Annotated in this window: 17 protein-coding genes and 1 CRISPR repeat array; of the genes, 16 read left to right on the top strand and 1 reads right to left on the bottom strand. The window is 40.9% G+C overall.

The window, feature by feature from the left end:
* Window positions 1-51 precede the first annotated feature (51 nt).
* A complete protein-coding gene (locus tag SVZ03_07460) occupies window positions 52-669 on the top strand; it encodes a GNAT family N-acetyltransferase (GenBank protein MDY6934043.1) in 618 nt (205 codons plus the stop codon).
* A 189-nt stretch (window positions 670-858) separates the two neighbouring features.
* Here SVZ03_07460 and SVZ03_07455 read toward each other — a convergent pair whose 3' ends face one another.
* Window positions 859-1,527 carry a hypothetical protein gene (locus tag SVZ03_07455; protein MDY6934042.1) on the bottom strand — a complete coding sequence of 223 codons (669 nt, stop codon included), beginning with the start codon at window positions 1,525-1,527 and terminating at the stop codon, window positions 859-861.
* A gap of 573 nt (window positions 1,528-2,100) precedes the next feature.
* Here SVZ03_07455 and SVZ03_07450 point away from each other — a divergent pair.
* The 15 genes from SVZ03_07450 to cas4 all read left to right on the top strand — a co-directional run bounded on the left by SVZ03_07450 (window position 2,101) and on the right by cas4 (window position 15,958).
* The gene (locus tag SVZ03_07450) at window positions 2,101-2,781 is read left to right on the top strand and encodes an MBL fold metallo-hydrolase (GenBank protein MDY6934041.1); all 681 of its coding nucleotides are present in this window, start codon (window positions 2,101-2,103) and stop codon (window positions 2,779-2,781) included.
* A 512-nt stretch (window positions 2,782-3,293) separates the two neighbouring features.
* Entirely contained in the window at window positions 3,294-4,406 is a 1,113-nt protein-coding gene (locus SVZ03_07445) for a histidine decarboxylase (GenBank protein MDY6934040.1), read from the top strand.
* A gap of 16 nt (window positions 4,407-4,422) precedes the next feature.
* Entirely contained in the window at window positions 4,423-4,815 is a 393-nt protein-coding gene (locus SVZ03_07440; GenBank protein MDY6934039.1) for an ACT domain-containing protein, read from the top strand.
* Between the two features lie 451 nt (window positions 4,816-5,266).
* Window positions 5,267-6,007 (top strand): CRISPR system precrRNA processing endoribonuclease RAMP protein Cas6, encoded by a 741-nt coding sequence (gene cas6, locus SVZ03_07435; protein ID MDY6934038.1) that lies wholly within the window; start codon window positions 5,267-5,269, stop codon window positions 6,005-6,007.
* A gap of 27 nt (window positions 6,008-6,034) precedes the next feature.
* Window positions 6,035-7,417, top strand: coding sequence for a hypothetical protein (locus tag SVZ03_07430; GenBank protein MDY6934037.1), 1,383 nt, complete (start codon window positions 6,035-6,037; stop codon window positions 7,415-7,417).
* 10 nt (window positions 7,418-7,427) lie between these two features.
* On the top strand, window positions 7,428-8,480 hold the full coding sequence (cas7i, locus tag SVZ03_07425; protein ID MDY6934036.1) for a type I-B CRISPR-associated protein Cas7/Cst2/DevR: 1,053 nt from the start codon (window positions 7,428-7,430) through the stop codon (window positions 8,478-8,480).
* Window positions 8,468-9,271, top strand: coding sequence for a CRISPR-associated protein Cas5 (cas5, locus tag SVZ03_07420; GenBank protein MDY6934035.1), 804 nt, complete (start codon window positions 8,468-8,470; stop codon window positions 9,269-9,271). Before cas7i ends, cas5 begins: the two co-directional genes overlap by 13 nt.
* A complete protein-coding gene (cas3, locus tag SVZ03_07415; GenBank protein MDY6934034.1) occupies window positions 9,253-11,481 on the top strand; it encodes a CRISPR-associated helicase Cas3' in 2,229 nt (742 codons plus the stop codon). Before cas5 ends, cas3 begins: the two co-directional genes overlap by 19 nt.
* An 88-nt stretch (window positions 11,482-11,569) precedes the next feature.
* Window positions 11,570-11,701, top strand: coding sequence for a hypothetical protein (locus SVZ03_07410; GenBank protein ID MDY6934033.1), 132 nt, complete (start codon window positions 11,570-11,572; stop codon window positions 11,699-11,701).
* On the top strand, window positions 11,688-12,017 hold the full coding sequence (locus SVZ03_07405; GenBank protein MDY6934032.1) for a hypothetical protein: 330 nt from the start codon (window positions 11,688-11,690) through the stop codon (window positions 12,015-12,017). Before SVZ03_07410 ends, SVZ03_07405 begins: the two co-directional genes overlap by 14 nt.
* A gap of 406 nt (window positions 12,018-12,423) precedes the next feature.
* Window positions 12,424-12,765: a hypothetical protein gene (locus tag SVZ03_07400; GenBank protein ID MDY6934031.1), complete on the top strand. Its 342-nt coding sequence runs from the start codon at window positions 12,424-12,426 to the stop codon at window positions 12,763-12,765.
* Window positions 12,766-13,217: 452 nt separating this feature from the next.
* Window positions 13,218-13,583: an endonuclease domain-containing protein gene (locus tag SVZ03_07395; GenBank protein ID MDY6934030.1), complete on the top strand. Its 366-nt coding sequence runs from the start codon at window positions 13,218-13,220 to the stop codon at window positions 13,581-13,583.
* 460 nt (window positions 13,584-14,043) lie between these two features.
* Entirely contained in the window at window positions 14,044-15,069 is a 1,026-nt protein-coding gene (gene cas1 / locus SVZ03_07390) for a CRISPR-associated endonuclease Cas1 (protein ID MDY6934029.1), read from the top strand.
* Complete coding sequence (gene cas2, locus SVZ03_07385; GenBank protein MDY6934028.1) at window positions 15,063-15,368, top strand: CRISPR-associated endonuclease Cas2; 306 nt, start codon at window positions 15,063-15,065, stop codon at window positions 15,366-15,368. Before cas1 ends, cas2 begins: the two co-directional genes overlap by 7 nt.
* Window positions 15,365-15,958 carry a CRISPR-associated protein Cas4 gene (gene cas4, locus SVZ03_07380; GenBank protein MDY6934027.1) on the top strand — a complete coding sequence of 198 codons (594 nt, stop codon included), beginning with the start codon at window positions 15,365-15,367 and terminating at the stop codon, window positions 15,956-15,958. The genes cas2 and cas4 overlap by 4 nt, the downstream gene beginning before the upstream one ends.
* A gap of 101 nt (window positions 15,959-16,059) precedes the next feature.
* A CRISPR array of direct repeats spans window positions 16,060-16,913; the repeat unit is 38 nt; unit sequence GTAACATTCGACTTCCCTATGAAGAGGGAACTGAAACT.
* Window positions 16,914-16,934 lie beyond the last annotated feature (21 nt).

The following is a 16,934-nucleotide window of genomic DNA, read 5'->3' as shown; positions in this document are numbered from 1 at the left end:
ATACTATTGTCACTATTATTTGATAATTATATGAATGAAGAGTAAAGGGATATGATCAGCACATATGAACAAGTAATTCCTCTCAACCAGTCTCAAAAAAGACCTGCAGTTAAGGTATTGACTAGGGCCTATTCAGATGATGCCTTGGTAAATTATATCATTCCCAAAGCATCCATGAAGGAGAATCAATTATCATGGTACTGGGGTACTGCTCTTCATAGTGGTTTGGGATATGGTATGGTTTTTACAACTCCTGATGTTAATGGTGTGGCTATATGGTCTAAACCGGGGAATCCAAAATTGACCATTTTGGATATGTTTCGAGTTGGTATGCTCACAGCGCCCTTTAAACTAGGCCTAGCTTCCGCCCTACGCGCAAAAGCATCAATGAACTATACTACGAAAATAGAGAAAGAATCAGCCCCAGAAGATCACTGGCATCTGCTTGTTCTTGCAGTTGATCCTCCATGTCAGGGCAAGGGTATTGGTGGAATGTTAATTCAACCGGTGTTGGATCAAGCGGATGCAGATGGCTATTCCTGCTATCTTGAGACTTTTAATGAAAATGCTGTTTCCTTTTATGAAAAGCATGGCTTTGAGGTAGCATGCATAACAGAAGTGCCAAAGGGCGGACCGCAATTTTGGAGTATGTTAAGACCTCCTCATTGATTTGTAAAGCGACAGATAGAATGCATCTATACCTCAAATTGTAACAGTAACATCAATTAAATGTGTAAGAAATCGTATTCGGCTCCCTATCCTACTTGTTATTATGAGAATAGGTGGATTTGTCATTGCGGTACAAATGGACTAGCTTGATAATTTTTATTGGTGAATGTTAACTGCATATTAAGAGATTCAATAGACCTTATCTCCATACCTCTCTTTCGCCATTTGCATATATAATGGTTTTTTCACATGCTCTCTTAGGTTTTTCATCATCTTAAGCGGCATCTTGTAGCCAAACCAATTGACAATTGATGAAGGTATGATGCCTCCGGGATCTGATATCTGATTTAGTATGACAAGGGTTTTGTTGGACCCCATCCTTGTGTAATCCCAAAATCCGGTTAGATTGTCTATCCTCACATGATCCTTTTTTTTAGGTACAATTGTATCCTTACGCGCCCAAAACCTATACAGGTACTTATTTTTTTCATAATCCATTATACAGTCACACTCTACTACCATATCCCTTTTTGAGAGCGGCCAGGGGAAATCTATGACCTGATAAAAAATAAATCTATAATGATCAAATTTTAGTATATGAACTGATGTAGTCATCTGAGGCATCCAATCCGGGTAGGATCGGATATCTAGTATAACTTCTCCAACTACCTCCAGGGGAACGTCCATTATGCACTCTGCCTTCATTTGATTATATTTTATTCCCTTAATTTTTTTATTATAAATCCTTACACCATCATCCTCTTTTATCAATTTCCACTTCTCTTCAGCATATACCGCTAAAATGAAGTTAGATATTAAAAAAAGCGCAATAGAATTTAGATACAGTACCCTATACATATTTACCTCCTAAATTTTCCCAATTGAGCATCAATTTCTTGATGTATTTATTCCCTTTGAAAATCCTAAAAATATACTTTAGTCTTTAGGACTTTCTATATCTTTCATCTTCAATAATATAGACCCTTAAATGGAAAACAACTAAGCGCTAATTCGCCAAATAGGGAAAAGGATTATTTCTATCTTTGTACATGTATTCTGCCTTTGTTGAATGAAGTTTACCCTTGAATTATAATAAATTTTAATCAATTGTTTATTTATATAGTAAAATGTCAAAATTCATCAATATCTGCAAATCTCTATATTAAGACGAAATAAATATATGTAATATTTCGTAACCACGCAGGCTGGAAACAAAATACTTCATCATCAATTGTTTGTAGCACAGCATTATGCTGCCAAACATGGTTTAAAAAAGCAATTGAAATTTAGATAGGCTCTTATATATAAAAATAATCTTTATATGCTGAAATGTCATTCTAGAATAGAGATTCTTGATATACAAGAAAAAAAATAAATTATATTAATTATCAATAATAATAATGCCAAAATTGGCAGGTGTTGGAGCGAGTTATGCATGAAAAAATTTTACCTGAACTATTTAGAATAGAAACTAAAAGACCGAGTTGTTCATCGTATCTTATTAAGACTGATGAGAGAAATATCCTGATTGATCCCGGCATTGCTGATCATATAGACCTTCTTGAAGAGGAGTTGAATGAAATTGGGATTGGGATAGAGGATATCAGCATAGTAATAAATACACATGAACACGTTGACCATATAGGCGCAAACAAGCACTTTCAGAAACGCTCCATTATCGCATCACACCGTTATGCAGCCACAAAGATCATCTCTGCAGATGATGAGGTGCTGATGTGTCGGGCGCTTGGACATGATGTGAAGGGGTATAGGGTTGATCTTTGGCTTATGAATATAAATGCGATTACCACCGACAATTGGTTTTTGAAGGTGATCCATACACCAGGTCACACATCTGGTTCAATCTGTATATTTGAACCCTATAAGAGGATTTTAATTTCAGGTGACACGCTCTTCTCTGATGGCACCATATCAGCAATAACGAGATCAGGCAGCTATGGCGAGTACATCAATTCGTTAGCCCGGCTTAATACTATGAAGATAGATTTGCTTTTGCCTGGGCATGGAAAAATTTCCAAAAACCCTGAATCCGACATTCAGAAGGCGATCGAAAACGCTGAAAAACGGCATGAGGAATTTTTAATTAAATAAAGACTTGCTATGGATGTCGCCGCATAACGACTTAATTTGCATACGTTGTTGAATATTTAATGCTTTCAGCTAAATTATATTATATCCGCTGGCTCTCGGTAGTGTTTTTAACATCATATGCAAGGTGGTTATTCTTCGCAAGGATGGGATTATCCATAACAGTTGCATAAACTGCATTTGGTGTTAATAGAAAACTTCTTGCAATGTCTACCCTGTATGTTAAGCTAATTTATAATATTAAAGAAATGGCGTTACTGTAAAAATTAATTTTGACAAAATTTTGTGTTCCATATTTGGTTATAATCGCCTGTAATTGACTGTAATCAGTATCGATATTATAGAAATCGACTTTTTGCAGGAACGCCAGAAATGAAAAATTTGGCATTTTTTATGCTAAACCTATGAGGGATTAAAAGCTTGGAGGGAATAATATTTGACCTAAATGAAAAAATGAATCTATCCATAACGCCTTAGATTAGCGCAAGATTATTGAAAATAAGAGGAGTAAAGTAATGATGAAGAAAACGCTATTATCTCCTCAAGACAAAGAGAAATTAGACAAGCTATACATAAAAATCCAGGAGGAGTCCAATCACTTCATTGGCTATCCATGTAACATCGATTTCGACTATTCTGAATTATTCCGTTTCCTCAAAAAACCAATAAATAATGTTGGAGATCCATTTGTTTCCAGCAATTATCATGTTAACACACATGAATTTGAACGTGAGGTGTTGAAATTTTTTGCCAAGATTACCCATGCTGGCAAAGACTTCTGGGGCTATGTGACAAATGGCGGCACTGAGGGAAACATGTATGGCCTATATTTGGCAAGGGAGCTGTATCCGGAGGGGATAATCTATTATTCTCAGGACACACATTACAGTGTCAGCAAAATACTTCGCATACTTCGAATGAAGAGCATTATGATAAGATCTCAGGAAAGTGGCGAGATCGATTATGAAGACCTGAGAGAGACCATACGAATAAAGAGGGATTTTGTGCCCATAATTTTGGCTAATATCGGCACAACGATGAAAGGCGCCATTGATAATGTTAAGAGAATACATGATATTCTGGATGAACTTGCCATCTCTACCCATTATATTCATTGTGACGCCGCTCTGTGCGGAATGATCCTTCCCTTTACTATTGGCGCGCCAGGATTTGATTTCAGGCTGGGTGTAGACAGCATATCAATAAGCGGGCATAAATTTATTGGCTCCCCCATCCCATGCGGAATAGCGATAGCCAGGCGGCAAAATGTAGATCGAATTGCGCGCTCCATTGAATACGTTGGAACTCTGGACACCACGCTGAGCGGTTCAAGAAACGGGATAACGCCGCTTTTTTTATGGTATGCGATTAAGAGACTGGATACAAATGCGCTGAAACTGAGGGTAAAAAGATGTTTTGAAGTTGCTGATTATGCTATTGAAGAGTTTAATAAGCTGAAGTTGAATGCCTGGAGAAATGAATATTCCACTACTGTTGTTTTCAAACGACCTGCCATGGAAATAGTAAGGAAATGGCAACTGGCTTCCCTGAAGGATATTGCGCATTTAGTGGTTATGCCGCATGTGACAAGGGAATGGATAAAGAGATTCCTAAAAGACCTGCAATAGGGAGGAGAGTGAAGGGATGAAACAGATATCAATTATTGTTGAAAGCGTGCCTGGAGTGCTTGCAGATATTACGGAACTCATGGCAATCAGCAGCATAAATATTGATGATATTGAAGCTGAAACAATTGGCAAAATGGGCATTCTTGTGATGACTGTGGATAAATATGATTTGGCCCTAAGGGTATTAAGGGATTCAGGTTATCATGCCATTAGTGAAGAGAGCATACTTGTTAAATTGAAAGATGAACCCGGAGCATTGGCAAAGATAGCAAAAATATTTGGGGATGCCAATATAAACATAAGAGGCATTCATATTGTCAACCGGGATGGGTGTAACTCATTTGTAGCCATTTCCACAGAGCGCACAGAGGAAGCAATTGAGCTTGTTCGGGATATTATTGTTTTTTAAATACAAATATCGATGTATCAATTATTATGTAGATTTATGATCAAGGTGTATAATTATTCACATGCCTCAAGAGTCGTAAAACACACAGATTGGATTATTATTTAATGCCTGGAGTAAATTATTCCATTTATGCTAAGACTTTTTTGTGCTTAATTGTATGCAATATGAGGCGCAAAAAAAATGATTTTACAAAGTGCCTGCTGTTTGCAGAATAAATTAACAATGATGCAAGGCACAGGATTTCTCATCATATCAACTTTTTATGCGCGCCTATCTGTTTGAAATAAATTTGAGAGCAGGGGAAAATATAGTCCTGCCGGAACGCAACAAGGGCAATGTTCTGCGGGGCGCCTTTGGAACTAGCCTCAGAGGCATGGTCTGTCTTTTCCCTGAAGCAGATTGTAGTAAATGCAGCATCCCGGACTGCGTGTACAGAAAATTCTTCAACTCAATGCCTGACCCAAATATCAGGAAGCTGTCCAGAAACGAAAACATCCCAAGGCCCTATGTCATAAAACCCCCACTGGAAAGAAAAACCCTTTATTTAAAAGATGAACTGATAAAATATGAGATGGTGATCTTCGGCAGGGCAATTGACTTTTTGCCTTACATCCTGATCACTCTGAAAAGCGCTGCCCAGAATGGACTTGGGAAAAACAGGGGAAGGGCATACCTTGAAAGGATTCACCAGAAGAATCCCGTTACCGGAAATGTGCATGAACTCTTCTCATCAGAGAACGACATGGTTTATCCCAGGGATATATTCTTTACCGAGAATGATTTTAAGACAATGGATGTTGATCGGGTTAGATTAAACTTCAAAACCCCGGCAGTCATAAAGGACAGGGGCAAATTTATCCAGACTCCCGCCTTTGACACCCTTATCAAAAGGATAAGGGACAGATTCTCAGCCCTCTCATGGTTTTATGAAGGCATTGAACCGGATATAGATTTTAAAAATTTTACTGTGGAGGCTGAAAAGGTTAAAACCGTAAGGGCTGATGTGGCATATATGCAGACCTACCGAAGAACCAGAAACCCATCCGCTAAACAGAACATGAGCGGATTTGTGGGAAGCCTGATATACCAGGGGCCCATCAGCCAATATATGCCCTACCTCCTTTTCGGACAATACATGCACGTGGGCAAGGCCGCGGTCTTTGGGAACGGATGGTATGAGGCGGAGGTTTGAGTAATATAAATACTTGAAGGAGAGTTTATGTTCAGCTTAACAAACAATCCAATAATCGATACAGGCATTCATGTTATGGAGGCATGGCTTGAAAAAAGGTGCGATGAGATTGATGAGAAGGATTTAAAAAAGATCAAAAAGGATATTATCAAGCGCTATTTACGGAAGGACATGCAGAGTCATCTCTCAACAATATTTACAAATAATTGTGCATGGTGTCAGCCTGCTTATGCCGGAAAACCTGAAAAAAGGGTAGAAGAAGCCGGGCCTCTCTTTGACAAGATAAATGCTCCTCCCCTGCAGCCCATAAGGAGATGCAACTCCTGCAGCAGGGACGCTGTGTTCGAGTTGAATAGGATGTATTATCCAATGATGGCTGGAGAAGATATTTTTATTTACTCGCCGGAAGGGAGTTCGGGCATTCCTATATGCGGGGAATGCCTCTTTACAGTGCAGGCCTTCCCTTTGGGAACAACCAAGATCGGGGGTCAGCCATTCTTCTGGACATGCCCGGATCCAGACTGGAATTATTCTCTGACAAAGGACAACTTTAATCAGAATAAGCATATCTTAAATACTAATAGGGATGACAAATACCCCAATAAAAGTAACGTAATAACAAGAATGTTCGAAAGAATGAAGATTATAATAGATGATTTTGACGAATTCAAGAAGGAGCGAAGCCTATCAATAAAGGATATCTACGCGATACATTTCTCAAACAGCGGACAGGGGCCGGATTATGTTGAGTATTATATCCCTGAAAGGTTCCTAAAATTCTGGCACAGCCTGCAAAACAAAAAAGAGATAAGAGAAAGGCATCAATTTATAATAAAGACGAACTGGAGGGAAGATAAAAAAGCGGAAGATGGGGTTTCTACAAAAAACGGCTATTATGAATATCTTGGCAAATGCTTTCAGGATGGAAACTGGGTCTGGGAAGCGCGGGAGGTTGTTTCTAAATTCTATTTCTTAGGAAGGCACAAAAACAACAGAGATAATCTCTATAAAAATAATTACGAGCTATGTAAAAAATTTCTTACAGAGGTATGCAATATGGATAATGAGAGACTGGAGATATTAAAAGAATTTACAGACCTTTTTGTTTCCAAGCTGATAATTGAAGGAAACGAAAAGAGATTGATCCATGATCTTTTTGGAGCGAGGCTTTCTCCTAATAGATTTGTGAATTATATTATGAGGGTTCAAAGAAAGCTGTCTAACAGGGCAGAACCCTACAGTTCAGACAGAATATTTAAAATGCTCGGTATAGTGGACGAGGAGGATGGGACACTTAGGGACGCCTATCTCTTAAAAGATCTGATGCTTATTCGAATGTTTGAGCTAATAGGGAAGCAGAATAAAGATCTTCTGGAAGATATTGAAGAAGAAGAGAACAACGTAGATTAAGGAGGCAATTATGTCATTTATTAAGGGTTTGTATCTGATCGATTGTCCGGCGTCAGCAGTGAACAACGCTGGTGAAAATACCGAATCAAATTATGAGAATGCCGTTGCTGTGAAAAAGATCCAAACAAGGGAGGGGAAGTTTGCTTATATCTCAGCGCAGGCAATAAGATATTATATCAGAGAGAGATTAAAGGATAACCGCGATTGGAAAGCGAGTCCGATTTTTAGAGAAACAAAAATCGCATACACAGACGCTAATCCCATTGAATATGCGGAGGACGATCTCTTTGGATATATGAGAGCCCCTTCAAAAAAGAATGTTGCTGAGAGCGATTTGACTCCATTGGAGAAGGATGTCACCCTAACACGCAATTCTCCGGTAAAGGTGTCAACAGTAGTTTCTGTAGGGCCAGCCGCAATCGTGGACGATTTTGGCGTTATGGCAAGGCATGAGGGCGATCCAGTACCCTTTGCGCATGAGTTTTACAGAGCGTCAATGCTTGGCATGATGTCAATTGATCTTAAAATGTGCGGCAGGTTCTACCATATAAGCCGAACCGGATATAAACATCTCGATTCAGTAAGGATTGATCTTGCAAAGAAGAAAAAGCTGAAAGAATACGATAACAGCACCGCATATGAGCTTCCTCTTGACGAGCGTGTAGAGCGCGTCGGCATGTTTTTGGATGCCTTTGCAAATCTAAGCGGCGGAGCCAAGGGCTCAATTCACTACACGGACATCGCTCCAAGATTTCTTTTTGTTGCTGTTGGAAGGGGAGGTAATCATTTCTTCCCCACTATAGCAGGCCCAGACTCAAAGAATCGGCCGCATATAAATTTGGATGCCATCAGGGAATCGATTTCAGTATTCAAGGAATCGCTACAAAGCAGATTGTACGTGGGGCTTACAAAGGGATATCTGGATGAACAGAGGGACGGCCTTGAAAATTGTCTTAAAGAGATAAAGAAGGGATCAGGGATAGATTTTATATTTGATCATCCTGTAACTGTGATAAATGAGCTAAATAAGGATTTAAAGGAAAATCCGGAATGGATGAGTTAAGGGTCTTATCAATAAGAATTGAAGCGATTACCACATCCTTTCGATATCCCAACATAATGATAACAAAACTGCCCACCTTTGATATGCCTCCGCCCGCCACTATTTATGGGAACATATGCTGCGCCGTGGGAGACTGGTTTAACTCTGAGGATATTGAGTTTGCCTATGTCTTTACATCAAAGGCAAAATGCTTTGATCTTGAAACCACGCATGTGGTGAAGAAAAGCACAGGCAAGTTAAAGGGCTTCTCTGACATGCCTAAAAACACCGAAGGCTCTATAAATGTCTATGAAAGGGAATTCCTTTTTATGCCGATATTGGATCTGTACATTAAAGGGAAGGAAGGGCTGTTGGATAAACTTGAAAAGTCATTTATAGAACCTGCCTTCGATTTCGTGATAGGCAGATCCCAGGACCTCGCCTCATGCACAGAGATTGATTTTATTACAATAAAAAGGGCCGAATCGATCCATTTAGACAACACGCTTCTGCCTTGGGAGTATAGAAAATATTTCACTTCGGGTAAAGCGGTAATGATGCCTGAGTATCTCGATTATCTGCAGAAAAGAACCCCATATTTAGAGCGCTATCTTCAGCTTAAGAACGATGCCGTTTTTTTTTCAAAAAAGAACGGCTCCCTGAACTTTATCAACCATAAAAAAGACGATATCTGGGATAGAGATATTTGGGAAGATCGAAGATATTGCAGAAGATATAAGAGCGCGTCCTTCTATCGAGGCCTGGTCTTTCATAAGTTAAAGGGCATGGAATTATGGAAGAATATAGTATGAATTTTATGGAAGGCTATCTTGCAAAGTCTGACGGAATCACGCTCAAGGCCCATACAGATTCTGTTATGTGTCAGATGCGCGAATACCTCTCAATCTACCATGACAGCATTGAGCGTTTATTAAGCATAGATCTAAGCGATGCCTTGCTGGAGGCTGCCAGATACCATGATCTTGGTAAAATATTCCCGGACTTTCAGAATATGCTTAAGGGCGGAAAGCTATGCGGGGAGAGGCACGAGGTGATAAGCGCCCTTTTGTATATATGCCTGCGCCCGGAAGATTACAACGCTGATACGCTTATGGCTGTTCTTACTCATCATAAGAACTATTACGGCCATAGAGGCGAATTAAAAGAGAGATATTTCAATTCAGGAATCGAGAGGTTTGATGAGCTGTACGACCTTCTTCAGCCGGCTTTAAGGGAAATAGATGCCTTTGCTGACATAAGTAAAGAGGATTTTCTTGCTTCCGCTGACACTCTGTTAAGGGAAGCTAAAAAAACAATGAACGGTTTTATTCATCAGAGAGGCCGCGGGCGGAAGGATGAGATAAACAGAGACGCGGTTATTAAAGGCTTTATCCTAAAAGGGCTGGCGACATCCTCCGATCATCTGGCAAGCGCGGGCCCAGGTTTCAGGAGACTGGAGGCCGGCATATCAGGCTATAAAGAGATGAAGGGCAGACTGTTCAACGATTTAATATCAGCTTATCCTTTTCAGGAGAGGGCGGGCAGATCAGAGGGCAGCTCATTATTTATCGCGCCCACCGGTTCCGGCAAAACAGAGGCCGCTCTCCTGTGGGCGTCGAATCAAAGAGAAATTATGAAAACGAAGGGGAGATCATTTTTCATACTGCCGTATCGGGCGAGTATGAACGCTATGAGCGACAGGCTTTGCGAAAAGCTTGGCGATGAATACTGCGCCCTTGTTCATTCATCAAGTTTTCTCAGGGCTTTTGAAACGCTTTCAGAGAGCGGAATTAGCGACAGTTTTGAGACAGCCAAGGCGGCTGATAACCTGGCAAGGATGAATGTTTCTCCGTTAAAGATATGCTCCCCTTTCCAGTTGATAAAAATATTTTTTGCGCAGAACGGCTATGAGGCCGGATTAGTTTCCATGATAGAATCACAGATCATCTTTGATGAGATACATGCCTATGACATTGACGTCACATCTCTGACACTCGCATCCGCAAAATACTTTTCCGAATGGCTGAACGCGTCCATATTATTTATGAGCGCCACCCTGCCGACTCATCTAAAGGACATATTGATAAAGCATTTCAGCATTGTCGATGAAAATATAATCTATCCCACGACGGACTGGCTGGCAGAGAAAAAGAGGCACAGGCTTATTTTGAGAAATACGTCAATCGATGATCCGAGAATTATAGAGGAAATAATAGAAAGATCAAAAGGGGGCTCTATCCTTGTTGTTGTGAACCAGGTTGACAGAGCCGTCGGCCTGTTCAATCTGATTAAAAAATTCAACAAAAACTCAATCCTTCTGCATTCCAGATTCCACCAGAAGGATAGGAATGAGATCGAAAAGAGGCTTAAACCTGAGAAGGGCAAGATTCTGATAGCGACCCAGGTGGTGGAGGTATCTTTAGATATCGATTATAATGAGCTATTCACGGAGATCGCCCCGTTTGAGTCTCTTCTGCAGAGATTCGGCAGGATAAACCGTTATATGTTAAGAGCGCCTGAGAATGTGAATGTCTTTGCCAGCTTCTGCTTTGGTGACGGCAAAAAGAATAAATATCTGCCCTATAAAAAAGACCATATCCTTCAGGTGAAAGAGATCCTTGATCAGACAAACGGGAAAGTAATATCAGAGCTTGACAATCAGGAATTGCTGGATAAAACCTATCCCGCAGAGCTGAAACGGCGGTTGAATGAAACATTGGACAACAGGATAAATGATTTGACTCAATATGTGACCGACAATCTGGCCCCCTATGGATTAAAGGATTACGAACTCAACAACAAGCTCAATGAACAATGGGAAGAATTGTTCGATTCCACGGTTGTTATCTCTGAAAATTTTTTTGATGCGGATAAGAGCTACTTCGATCTGAGAAGGTTTGAGGTATCGATCTCAAAGAATAAATTTATTCATTATAAAAATGAAGGCAAGATTATTTATAATTCTGACAAAAAAATGCACATAGCAAAGCTGCCATATTCGGAGGTAGGTCTTGAGTTGTAATGATTTTACTAACGGCTGACAGAATATTCATGAAGACGAAACTTCGACAAATATTGCCATCAGCACAATCTTCGATATTGATATACTTTTGAGCTGGTATTACAAACATCCTGCAAATTATAAAAAGGGGATGGCTGTCGCGTCTGTAAATATAGCAGAGGGCTATTCAAAGGAGTTGAAAATGATTACCCCAGTGGAGGTTTTGTATGAAGAGGACTAATATACCCAAATCATTGTTGGAGGTATGGGATTTAAAAGAGGAAGCCTGTAGAGAAGTTAAAGGGATGAATATTGAACAGGCAATTCAGACCAGGATAAATAACTCAATAACAACCGCCAAGGAAATGGGATTTAGACTCACAGGGGTTTCAGAAATGGCAAACTGCTATAAGATCAACACTATGAAGCAGCATTTTTATCCCTATGAAGAGGAGAACCGGAGCAGCTGTAGGGGCGATTGGCCAATCGCCCCTACACGGAGACGAGTCATGATGAGCGGAGCCGTGCCAACGGGTGTCCTATGTATATGGGAGTGAGACCAACCTGCCTGACAAAGATATCATCCTGTCGCCTTCGCGTAACAGCATCCATTAGGTAGTAGTATAATTTAGTATGTAACTTTCTATTCTATGTTATTCCTATAGAGGCGGGAATCTCTCATTATCCTAAAATAATGAAGATCTTTCTTTAAATGCAGAGATTCCGGTATTCCAATTCGTTTCAACCGGAATGACAAGTACAAAATAGTGTAACCTACCCATTTAATTTGCTGCCATCCATTATTAGATACCCGGCAAATATAGGAGTTGACATAAACCACACATTGTTATAGAATCTCAAGATTTTTTTGTATGCCCAATCCTTTCCGCTTTATGGCAGATCGCTTTATGCGGGGGAGGCGGCGGCATCAAATTTCCCCAAATAACAATGGAGGTGATTTAGATGGCTAAAAGATCATTTGCAGAGGAGATCAATAGTATTCAGTTGATGATAGCCGGCATGAGAAAGAACGAGAGCGAGCTTTCTCTGCCTATATCAATCGCTGATTTTGAGCAACTTGTGTCAGACGCTCTTGCTGAGGACAGGCGACAGGAGGAGCTGAAGGCTGAGACACAGCAGTCAACGGAGAGGCTCAATAAGATTATGAAGGGGCTAAAGGAGAAGACATCCCGGATAACAAGCGCAATTTACGGACAATACGGCAAGAAGTCTGAGAAGCTGGAGGATTTTGGCATAAAGCCGTGGAAAACGGGGCGAAGGAGCGCAAAAGCCTCGGAATCATAAAGACATCCGCATATTCATAAATTGAGGGCTGCGAGGGGCTTGCCCAGGGTTTCGTTCCCTTCGCCCTAAGTGGGGCAGAGTTCGCCCCAAGTTGGGCAGAGCTTGCCCTAAGTGGGGCAGGGCTTGCCCCAAGTGGGGCAGAGTTCGCCCTAAGTGGGGCAGGGCTTGCCCCAAGTGGGGCAGAGCTTGCCCTAAGTAGGGCAGAGCTTGCCCAAAGTTGGGCAGAGCTTGCCCAAAGTGGGGCGATCTAACCCAATAGTTACGCATCTAACGCTCATGCAGGGCTGAAACTCTGTCCTCCTGCAGCACCCCATTTGGGGAAGGGCTACCTCATGCTAATTATTTGCTCAAAAATTATAACTATGCTTAAAAATAGCCCCCTAAATCCCCCGGAGGGGGACTTGAAGATCTGTTATTGTTTGTTTTAAATTTGTTGTGATCATTTGTTTATTATGAATGCTGATATTACAACTCCGAAATATGTTACTCTGCTTGCCAGAGATATGAGAAAAAATATGACGCTCTCTGAGAAGATACTTTGGCAAAAGCTGAAAAATAAACAGATAGGTGGTTTTAAATTCAGAAGACAACATCCAATATATAGGTATGTGCTGGATTTTTATTGTTTTGAAAAGATGTTAGCTATAGAGATAGACGGCAATGCGCATATTGGGAAAGAGGAATACGACGAATATAGGGATGAGTTTTTGAAGAGTATCGGTATTAAAACCTTAAGGTTTATTGATAATGAAGTTATTAATGATATGGAGACTGTATTGAAGAAAATAAAAAAAACATTGAATATAAGATTTGAGTAATACATATAAAGTCCCCCTTCGGGGGATTTAGGGGGCTTTTAACAAGGGCAGTGTTGGTACAAAAAAAAGCATGAGACAGCTCTGTAATACAAGGTGACAGCCTTCACCTCAAGCTGGGCAGCGACTGCTTCATGTTGGGAGTTACCTCCTCATAATTACGCATCTAACGCTCATGCAGGGCTGTATTCCTGTCCTCTTGCAGCGCCCCATTTGGGGGCGAGGGCAGCCCTTATGAAGAGCAAATCCCAGCAAAAAATGAATATAGCCGATATGGAGATAAATTAATCAGGAGTGCCTGCATTAAAACATCACGCCTCCCCATCCCCCTTATTTCACTCCCCAGCTCAAGAGATATACGGAAACAAGCCATTCAGACAAATTTCATATTATTATTTGCTTTACTTTTTCACGAATCTGTTAAACAATATTTTTTGTTCAATCCCACTTAAGGGGGAGGGTAATGCAGCATATAGTGGTCTCAACACCTGGCGCCTTCCTCGGCAAAAAGAGCGAAAGGCTTTCAATAAAAAAAGGGGATGGGGCTGATGGAGGCGAGGTTGTGGACTATGTTCCGCTCTTCAGGATCGAAGAGATAACCATTGCCTCTCAGGGGGTCAGCTTATCCTCAAACCTCGTTGAAGAGTGCATGAAAAGGGGGATTAAGATATCTTTTCTCAGCAAAAGCGGCGCCCCCTATGGAATATTAAGCTCGCCATTTCTCACCGGCACAATTAAAACGCGCAGGTCTCAGTTTAAGGCATATGACGACGCCAGGTCTGTTGATCTGGCAAAGGCCATTGTGGGCACAAAGATCTTTAATCAGGGCGCCCTTCTCAGGTATTTCGGAAAATATATAAAGAAGACGGATGAAGCGCTGTATGAGGCGATCAGCGGTCTGTCAGATAGATTAAAATCTATTGAGGCATCAATCAGCAGACTCCAAGGCCAGAAGATCGAGGATCTTAAAAATCAGATAATGGGAATTGAGGGCGAGGCTGCTTCATCTTATTGGCAGGGCGTTTCAGCAATCCTGGGTTCCGAAGTATTCGGGAAGAGGGAACACCGCGGCGCGACTGATCCGTTCAATTCATCCCTGAATTATGGATACGGAATATTGTATTCAAGAATATCATCAGCTCTGTTGAACGCGGGCCTTGATCTGTATGCCGGATTTCTTCATGCTGACAGGTCCGGCAAACCCTCTCTTGTGCTCGACTTTATTGAGGAGTTCAGACAGCCCGTTGTGGACAGGGGTGTTGTCTCCATATTCAATAAATCAAAAAATTCAATTAAGGTAAAGGAGGGGCTTCTGGATGATAATAGCAGGAAGTTCCTCGCTGCCAGGATCACGGCAAACCTTGAATCAGAGGTCGACTTTAAAGGTCAGAGGATTTCATTAAATTCAGTGATCCAGAAACAGGCGCGGGGGATCGCCTCATTTCTTCGGGGGGATGAAAAATATACAGGGTACAGATTCAAATGGTGAGACAGAACAGATATGAAAGACCCCTCTTTGTCATCTATGACATAACATCAAATAAGATCAGGAAAAAGGTCTTTGAGGCCTGCGAGGATTTTGGACTCCTTTCTGTACAGTTCAGCGCCTTTTTCGGCTTTCTCGATTCCACAAAAAAGAAGGAACTCCTTCATAGAATAAAAACAATAATCGGCAAAGAAGAGGGAAATTTTATTTTTATCCCCCTTGAGAAGAATCAGTTGAAAAAAATTGTATCAAAGGGCAATGCCCTGGGTATTACTCAGACACCTATGATAAAATTCTTATGATTGATGACGACAAAATATGGATTAGGCCCACAGATATTAAGAACTGGAATTATTGTGAGAGAATACCCTTCTATCATTACTACGGCGGCAAAGGCATCTATAAGACCGCGTCAATGGAGTATGGGAAGCATCTTCACGAGCTGCAGACCGCGCTTGAGGATCGAAACAAGGGCAGAAAATACGGCATACTGAATCTGCGCAAGTCACAGGCAGTGATTTTAATGGACAGCGCAAGCTCCCTTTCCGGCAGACTCGACATGCTTCTCTATGATGAAAATGAGAGCGTCTATCCTGTTGAGTTTAAAAACATACCCGGAAGGCCGTCAATAAATCACATAGGCCAGCTTGTGTCCTATGCATTTCTGCTCAAGGCGAATCAATATAATCTGGGGGATCATGGATTTATCTTTAATATCGGGAAAAAGCATCTCTATAAAATTGATCTTGAGCCTGAACAGATAGAATCTATCAGGGGAATTGTTGACAAGATCAGAGAATATATTTACTATGAAAGACTCCCTGAGCCGACTAAACACAAAGGGAAATGCAGAAATTGCGAATTTTTGAGGTTCTGTAATGATATATTTTAGTTTTTCGAAAAAAGTTGCCCTTTTTAAACATTTTTCCATTTTCGAAAAAATATTCATTGCAGGTTTAGAAAGACCTGACTATATCAGCATAAAGGAGGGGAGTAACATTCGACTTCCCTATGAAGAGGGAACTGAAACTTTATCTAAAACTGAAAGATTAGCGTCAACCTGAACAGGTAACATTCGACTTCCCTATGAAGAGGGAACTGAAACTCTCACCTGATACTGTTTCACGCCACATCTGTTCAGGTAACATTCGACTTCCCTATGAAGAGGGAACTGAAACCTATCCTACCCTGTGTCTCGCATCCGTATACATGTTGTAACATTCGACTTCCCTATGAAGAGGGAACTGAAACTTCAGAAGATTAAGCCTTTCCGCTCTTTTAAGATAGAGTAACATTCGACTTCCCTATGAAGAGGGAACTGAAACTCATCTAATGATCCAAAGGGATTACTATTTGTGATAATGTAACATTCGACTTCCCTATGAAGAGGGAACTGAAACTTTTCGAGAGTGAATCCTTGCCCGCCGTTGTCAACGAAGTAACATTCGACTTCCCTATGAAGAGGGAACTGAAACTCATGCCAGCTCTTTTGACTATCTCAATAAAAGTGTGTAACATTCGACTTCCCTATGAAGAGGGAACTGAAACCATTGTCTACTGTAGTATCCCACGTCATATTGACAGGTAACATTCGACTTCCCTATGAAGAGGGAACTGAAACTTTGACGCACAATCGCTTGAAAAAATAAATCAAAAACACGTAACATTCGACTTCCCTATGAAGAGGGAACTGAAACTTATGCCAGCTTTTTCTAATTGTTTCGATGTAGGACTGTAACATTCGACTTCCCTATGAAGAGGGAACTGAAACTGCGCATCCACAAGAAGACCAGAACTAACCCCTCTCAGGTAACATTCGACTTCCCTATGAAGAGGGAATCGGAGTATCCGTGTAGGGGCGATTGGCC

The sequence above is a fragment of the Spirochaetota bacterium genome (genome assembly GCA_034190085.1).
Taxonomy (GTDB): domain Bacteria; phylum Spirochaetota; class UBA4802; order UBA4802; family JAFGDQ01; genus JAXHTS01.
The sequence above is the reverse complement of the archived record's forward strand: the minus strand, read 5'-3'. Positions and strand labels throughout refer to the sequence as shown.